Here is a 7,797-nt window from a genome sequence, read left to right on the forward strand (position 1 = left end):
CATGAAGAAGCAAAATAAAGAAGCCTCATTGGGTATGATTTGGCGAAGGATTGGTATATTTGGGGGCGGCCTTGCCGCCCTTTTCTTTCTGTTCATACTGAGCCTTTGCTTCGGGGAAGCAAAGATTCCAGCAGCAGTCGTATTTGACGGCTTGCTTCATCGGCAGGATGTGATGGAGCATAATTTGCTTTGGGATATTAGAATGCCGCGGACCGTTATCGGCATTATAGCGGGAGCTGCGTTAGCGGCGGCAGGAGCGTTATTGCAAACGATAACGAAAAACCCGCTTGCGGCCTCCGATACACTGGGCATTAATGCTGGAGCCAATTTTATGGTTGTGCTCGGCATGGTCGCTTTTCCTGCACTGCAGCATGAGGCACCTTTCCTGCTGGCGGCAGTGGGAGGTTTCCTTGCGGCACTCGCTGCTTATTTTCTTGGCGGCGGGCGGGCGGCAACGCCGGTTCGGCTAGCGCTATCAGGGATGATCGTCTCGATGGTGCTCGGTGCGTTTACGTCGGCAATACATATTTTTAAAGCGACGGAAACGCAATCGTTGTTTCTTTGGGGTGGAGGCACATTAATTCAGCTTGATTGGAGCGGCGTGAAGTATGCTTGGCCGCTTGTGGCGGCATTGCTCGTCATTGCGATACTTGCCGGACGCAAGTTCGATGCGCTCGAGCTGGACGAATCGACTGCTCGTTCATTAGGGCAGCGCGTAGGCTTAACCCGGGCGGGAGGGCTGGCGCTCTCTGTGCTTATGGCAGCCATCGTGGTCAGCGTCGTAGGGCCGATTGGTTTCGTTGGTCTTGTAGCTCCTCATTTGGTTAGGCTCTCCGGCATACGAAATCATCGTTTGCTCATTCCTGCGAGCGCGCTTTGGGGAGCGCTGCTCATAACGGCAGCGGATGTGCTTGCCCGCATGGTACGAAGCAGTCTCGGCGAAATGCCGGTAGGCGCCGTCATGGCGATTATCGGGGCGCCTTGGCTTATTTGGCTGGTGCTTACCAAGATGAAAAATATTTCCGGTTCGGGCTCAGGGCAGTCGTCGATGAGCATTGGAGGAGCTCCATTCCGCTTGCGTTTTGCACCGACTGCCATAGCCATGACCGTATTGCTGGCTGCGGTCATTCTCGTTAGCTTGTCGCTCGGCGGAACAAGAATACCGATTATGGAATTGCTTAGAAGCCTTTTCGGAGCAGGAGACGATTCCTACTCAGTGCTGCTGAATCTAAGGCTTCCGCGCACCCTCGTTGCAGCAGGGGGAGGCATCGCGCTCGCAATCAGCGGCGTGCTTATTCAAAGCGCTGTTCGCAATCCGCTCGCAGATGCTTCTATTATCGGCGTCACCTCGGGTGCGGGCTTTGGCGCCTTGGTCGTGCTCGTTGCATGGCCAACGCTGCCGATCTTCGCGCTGCCCATTGCCGCTATTACAGGCGGCGCTCTAGCTGCCGCTGTTGTATTTTTCTTAGCTTGGCGCAAATCGCTTAACCCATCCGTTCTCATCCTGCTTGGCATCGCGGTGTCCGCCATCGGAGCTGCTGGCATTCAGGCGATGATCGTAAAGGCAAGCCTATGGAGCAGTACGGCATTTGTTTGGCTAACGGGAACGACGTATGGCCGAAGCTGGAGCCATTTTAACAGCATTTTCATTTTTCTGCTTATTCTTGTACCGGCGGCCTATTATTTGAGCAGGAAATTTGATCTGCTCGCCTTCGGAGATGAAAGCTCGACAGGTCTTGGCTTACCGGTCAAAGGTACACGGCTTTGGGCTATGATCATTGGCGTGCTGCTTGCTGCGGGAGCGGTGGCGAGCGTAGGAACGATTGGTTTCCTTGGATTGATGGCGCCGCATGCGGTAAGGATGATGGTCGGACATCACACAAGGCGCTCGATCATCTTGTCAGGTCTGCTCGGCGCCTTGCTGCTTGTAATTGCGGATACGATCGGAAGAACGGTAATGGCTCCGAAGGAGATTCCTTCCGGGCTCATCATTATGCTGATTGGAGCTCCATACTTCCTGTTTCTTATGTACCGTTCACTCGTCAAAAAAAGGTAGAATATTAGAAATGTTTGCTAAAAACGAATGTTATACGTATGTATTGCCAATAACGTTCGTAAAAGTTGTTGACAAAATGGGCAACTTCTCTTTAAAATTGAAATCGGAAAACAACAACAGCATATCTTTTCGTATAATCTCAAGAATCGGCTTGAGAGTCTCTACTCGGTCACCGTAAATGATCAGGCTACGAAATAGGCGGAAAAAGCTCGCAGCGGTCCAGCGGGTATCTTTTTCCCCTTTTTGCAGAGCCTAAGAGAAATGCGATCTATTGCATTTTTACTAGGCTTCTTTGTTTGTTCCACCACATTTTTGGGAGGTTTGTAATCAAAATGGAACGTTTCTTTCGCTTAAAGGAACACGGAACAAATGTCAGAACAGAGATTATGGCGGGGCTGACGACTTTCATGACGATGGCTTACATATTAGCCGTCAATCCAATCATACTAACGCCAGCTGGCTTGGATTGGACTGCCGTGTTTCTTGCAACGGCATTAGCAGCAGGTATCTTCACCATTGCAATGGGCTTGTTCGTTAACTTCCCAGTTGCGCTAGCACCAGGTATGGGTCTTAACGCGTATTTTGCATCGGTCGTTATCGCATCGGCGTCAACGGACGCACCGATCTCACCAGCAATGGGACTAACCGCAGTATTTATTTCAGGTATTATCTTTATCATATTGACGCTTACCCAAATTCGCCAAATGCTTATCACAGCTGTTCCAGACAGCTTGAAGCATGCGATCACAGTCGGTATCGGCTTGTTCATCACCATTATCGGCTTGAAAAACAGCGGTATTATGACAATCGCAGTATCAAGCTTCACAGACATTAAAGCAGGTAAATTCACACCAGTGAGCGGCTCCGAAACCGTTATTCAACTGGGAAGCTTCCATAATGAAACGGTTGTACTTACCGTGATCGCATTGCTCCTTATTGGCGTGCTGATGGTACTGCGTGTACCGGGAGCGCTTTTGTTCGGTATTCTTGGTACGACTGTTATTGCTATTCTAATGGGCCATGTTGATGTGAAAGCAGCATTCACTGGTCAAACATGGGTGCCTGATTTCTCCAAAATGAACTTCTGGCATTTTGACTTTGCAGGCGTATTTGAAGTCGGACTGGTAACGGTTATCCTTACATTTACCTTCGTCGAAATGTTCGATACGTTCGGTACGCTTGTTGGTACAGCAAACCGTGCGGGCTACATGAAGGACGCTGAAAAGGGTAAAAAACGTGTAGGTAAAGCGATGTTCGTTGATGCGATCGGCGTCAGCGGCGGCGCGGTGCTTGGTACAAGTACAGTTACCGCATTCGTAGAAAGCTCTGCAGGTATTGCGCAAGGCGGACGTACGGGTCTAACGGCAGTAACGACAGGCGTTTGCTTCCTGCTTGCTATCTTCTTGTCTCCAATCGTTGCGCTTGTTCCAGGCGCGGCTACAGCTGCTGCACTCATTATCGTAGGCGTGCTGATGATGCAATCGGTAAAAGATATCGATTTTTCAGATATGGTTTATGCGATTCCATCCTTCTTGACACTTGCACTTATGCCGCTAACTTACAACATTGCAAACGGTATTTCGTTCGGTATCGTATCGTACGTATTGCTTGCAACGGTTGCTAATGTAACAGGCAAAGGCAAATACAAGGTTCACTGGCTCATGTGGATTCTAGCGGTGCTTATCATTGGCCGTTACGTATTTATGGGCGGGGAATAAACAAATAATATGGAAGAAGCAGCGCTGGACCGGCGTTGCTTCTTTTTTTTGTAGTTTAGCCTTATGGTGGAGATACGCAGAGGATAGGGCTGCTTATTTTCGAGCTGAAATTTGATATAATTTTGGAAATAGAGCTAGCTTTGGCAGGCGAGCAGACGGGGGAGAGCATATGTTTCGCGTGGATTTAAACTGCGATATGGGAGAAGGTTTTGGGGTTTACACAGCTGGCCTCGATAGCGAGCTGATGAAATATATTACTTCAGCGAATATCGCTTGCGGTTTTCACGCTGGGGATGCAGCGACAATACGGCGCACGGTTAAGCTGGCGCTAGAGCATGATGTAGCCATTGGAGCGCATCCGGGGCTGCCGGATTTGGCAGGCTTCGGCCGAAGGGTGATGGCCATAACGCCGGAGGAGGCATATGAGCTGACGGTTTATCAGCTGGGCGCGGTGTATGCTTTTGCCAAATCAGAAGGTGGAAGCGTCGCACATGTGAAGCCGCATGGCGCTTTGTATAATATGGCTGCGAAGAGCAGACCGTTAGCCGATGCGATAGCAGAGGCAATATATAAGGTTAAACCGAGTCTGATGCTGTTCGGATTAGCGGACAGTGAGCTTATTCACGCAGGCGAAGCTATAGGCTTGCGTACCATCCATGAAGTATTCGCAGACCGAACCTACGAGTCGGACGGCTCACTAACGCCGCGAGGGACGGAAGGCGCTGTTATTGTTGATCCTGTTCGCGCTGCAGAGCAGACGATAAGCATGATCAGAGATGGCGAGGTCAAATCGAGACAGCATCATAGCGTTATTTTGAAGGCGGATACGGTATGCGTGCATGGGGATACGCCAGGCGCAGTAGAGCATGTCATAAGACTGCGGGCGGCATTAGAGGCAGCGAGCATATCTGTTCAGAAGGCGGGTGTATGAGCATGGAGAAGGCTGCAACGGAACCTCAGGCTCCTATTGAAATGCTGCCGCTTGGTGACTCTGCCATTATTATCCGTTTAGGCAGCTCCATTGACGAAGAAACGAACCGAACGGTCATGAATTTAAGCCGCTGTTTGGAGTGGAAACCATTTGCTGGGTTCATTGAATGCGTCCCATCCTTTGTCTCGGCGGCGATCCACTATGAACCGCTGCTGGTGAAGAGAAGCCGCACTGCAGCCGAGCTTCAGCATGCTACAATCTTTGAAACGGTATGCGCGAGAGTGCAGACATATCTATCTATAGAGCAGCTGCACTCTTCCGATCAGGCGGATAGAACGATTGAAATTCCGGTTTGCTATGGCGGAGAGTACGGTCCTGACCTTAGCCTAGTTGCTGAGCTTAACGGACTTCCGGAGGAGGAAGTGATCGCTATACATGCTGGTGGCAGCTACTTGGTCCATATGCTCGGCTTTGCGCCAGGCTTTCCTTATTTGGGAGGAATGTCTGAGCGGATTGCCGCGCCAAGGCATCAGAGGCCCCGGACGATCATTCCTCAGGGCAGCGTCGGCATAGCTGGCAAGCAGACGGGCATATATTCGGTTGCTACGCCGGGCGGCTGGCAGCTGATCGGCAGAACGCCGCTTGCTCTATTTCGTCCTCAGGACGAGATTCCCAGCCTGCTTAGACCGGGGGACTTGATTAGATTTAAGCCGATAACGGAGCGGCAGTACAAGCTTTATTTAGAAGGTGAATTATGAATATAAAAGTGGTTCGTCCCGGCTTGCTCGTTACTGTACAAGATCTCGGAAGGCATGGGTATCAAAAATACGGCGTAGTCGCCGGCGGGGCTATGGATACGGGAGCTTCGCGTGCGGCTAATCTGTTAGTCGGCAACGAGGAAAGTGAGGCAGTGCTGGAAATTACGCTTACCGGAACGGAGCTCTTTATGGAGAAGGATACGCTGCTCGCTATTTGCGGCGCGCGTATGTCTGTTACCGCTGGAGATGAGATGCTGCCTTTATGGAGACCAGTACTCGTTCGCGCGGGAATGAGCGTGAAATTCGGAATTTGCCAATCGGGCTGCCGCTCCTATCTCGCCGTTGCGGGCGGATTTGATGTACCGGAGGTCATGGGAAGCAAAAGTACGTATCTGCGCGGCGCAATCGGAGGTTATTTCGGAAGGGCATTAAAGTCAGGAGATGTACTGGCAGCTAAGGCGCCGAGCTTGCTGTCAGAGCGAATGGAGCATGCTTTGCGCCGGGGATGTACTGGCAGCGTTGCGGTGCCGCTCTGGCATGCGAGTCATTTTGCGATAGCGGACAATCTAGCGGACCCGATCATTCGCGCGATGACGGGCACGCATTACGAGCTGTTTACAGAGACAAGCCGGGCGAGCTTATTTAGCCAGAGCTTCCAGATTTCCGCACAGTCCGATCGAATGGGATATCGGCTCGAAGGAACGGAGAAGCTGACGCTCGCGAAGCCGCTTGAGCTGCTTTCGGAGGCTGTCGCAAACGGAACGGTCCAAGTGCCGGCTGGCGGAGAGCCGATCGTGCTGCTGGCGGACAGACAGACAACGGGCGGTTATCTACGTATTGCGCAAGTCGCAACGGTCGATATTCCTGTTTTTGCACAGCTAAAGCCCGGCGATCGTTTTCGGTTCGAGAGGATCACGCAGCAAGAAGCGGAACAGCTTTATTTGGACAGCGAGCGTGATATGAGCATGCTGAARGCCGCTATAGCACTAAAATTTAATGCCGCGAATGAAAGGGATACAAGATGAACACTGCTCTTAGCGGCTGAGCCTCTTTCCTTGATTTATGGTAGACTACTAATCAAGAAGCAGGAATTACCGGAAGGCACGGCATAGAGGAGTGATAGCAATTGTTCGCACAGCAGCGGCATCAATTAATTATCCAAAAAATAAATAGCGACAAATCGATTCGAGCGTCGGAGCTTATGGAATCGTTTGGCGTCTCTTTTGAAACGATAAGGCGCGATCTAGAGCATTTGGAGAACCTTGGCTTATTGCAGAGGGTTCATGGCGGTGCGATTTTAAAAGAGCCGGATTACAGCCGGGAAATCCCGCTGCCGATTCGTGAATCGATTTACTTGACGGAGAAGACGGAATTGTCGCAGCTCGCCATTCGATATGTAACGGAAGGAATGTCCATCGCACTTGATGTAAGCACAACCAATACTCAGATTGCGAAGATGCTCAAGACAAAGTTCGAGCGATTGACGATTATTACGAATTCCTTGCCAATCGTAAATGAATTAATCGATGTCCCCGGTTTTACGCTGATCATGATCGGAGGCATTATCCGTCAAGCAGAACAGAGCATTATCGGAGACTTGGCTGAAGAATTCGCTTCCCGCTTTCATGCAGACTTGTTTTTTATGAGCATGAGTGGAGTTACATTGGACGAAGGCATTACCGACAACGCGATTGGTGAAGTACAGGTGAAGAAGATTATGCAAGCAAACGCAAAAAGCACGATCGCGCTTGCCGACAGCAGCAAATTTGATCAAGTCTCCCTGCTCAAGGTGTGCGGTTGCGCGGATGTAGAACGTTTCGTTACAGATTCGAAGATCGGTCTTGATCTAGTCGATAAATATAAACGGAGCGGCATTGAGATTGTTTATGAGTAGAGATGAATAATAAAGGGGACTTTGACTGTCCTAAAGACTCTTGGTTATATACCAAGGGTCTTTTTTGCTTTCTAATGAAAAGTATATATTAAGATATTGTAAATGTGTGTGTTTGTGTGATATTGTGTTGGAATATGTGGAACTGATAGTTGAATCTAAATGTGGATCGATGGAGGTGTTTCTTATTTGATTGTTATTTCTCTTATTCTTGTCTTGTGTTCCGGTTTGGCGCATGCGGTGTGGAATATGCTAGCTAAGCAAAGTACGGATAAAGCGTTGTTCTTATGGGTGATTTATATGCCTGCGACTATTGTTTTGCTGCCGACACTCATTAATGAACTTTTGAGTGCGTCACTATCGCAGACACAGTGGCTGTTAATCGGGGCATCGTTAATGATGCAAAGCGTTTATTCGCTGCTGCTCGCTTACACCTATAATGC

Annotated in this window: 6 protein-coding genes, 1 pseudogene and 1 riboswitch; all 7 genes and pseudogenes read left to right on the plus strand. The window is 50.0% G+C overall.

What is annotated here, in order from left to right; genetic code table 11:
* Position 1 precedes the first annotated feature (1 nt).
* Positions 2-2,056 (plus strand): iron ABC transporter permease, encoded by a 2,055-nt coding sequence (locus AB4Z17_RS05570; protein ID WP_441958638.1) that lies wholly within the window; start codon positions 2-4, stop codon positions 2,054-2,056.
* 109 nt (positions 2,057-2,165) lie between these two features.
* Positions 2,166-2,266, plus strand: a riboswitch (purine riboswitch).
* 122 nt (positions 2,267-2,388) lie between these two features.
* Complete coding sequence (locus AB4Z17_RS05575) at positions 2,389-3,774, plus strand: NCS2 family permease (RefSeq protein ID WP_441958640.1); 1,386 nt, start codon at positions 2,389-2,391, stop codon at positions 3,772-3,774.
* Positions 3,775-3,943: 169 nt separating this feature from the next.
* Entirely contained in the window at positions 3,944-4,705 is a 762-nt protein-coding gene (locus AB4Z17_RS05580; RefSeq protein WP_441958642.1) for a 5-oxoprolinase subunit PxpA, read from the plus strand.
* A gap of 2 nt (positions 4,706-4,707) precedes the next feature.
* Positions 4,708-5,463, plus strand: a complete 756-nt coding sequence (gene pxpB, locus AB4Z17_RS05585) for a 5-oxoprolinase subunit PxpB (RefSeq protein WP_441958646.1) — start codon at positions 4,708-4,710, stop codon at positions 5,461-5,463.
* The gene (locus AB4Z17_RS05590; protein WP_441958644.1) at positions 5,460-6,488 is read left to right on the plus strand and encodes a biotin-dependent carboxyltransferase family protein; all 1,029 of its coding nucleotides are present in this window, start codon (positions 5,460-5,462) and stop codon (positions 6,486-6,488) included. Before pxpB ends, AB4Z17_RS05590 begins: the two co-directional genes overlap by 4 nt.
* A 101-nt stretch (positions 6,489-6,589) precedes the next feature.
* Positions 6,590-7,357: a DeoR/GlpR family DNA-binding transcription regulator gene (locus tag AB4Z17_RS05595; protein WP_430061065.1), complete on the plus strand. Its 768-nt coding sequence runs from the start codon at positions 6,590-6,592 to the stop codon at positions 7,355-7,357.
* A gap of 159 nt (positions 7,358-7,516) precedes the next feature.
* Positions 7,517-7,797, plus strand: a pseudogene (locus tag AB4Z17_RS05600) (hypothetical protein); the annotation flags it as partial.

It is taken from the genome of Paenibacillus sp. TAF43_2 (assembly GCF_052113545.1).
In the GTDB taxonomy this organism is placed as follows: domain Bacteria; phylum Bacillota; class Bacilli; order Paenibacillales; family Paenibacillaceae; genus Pristimantibacillus.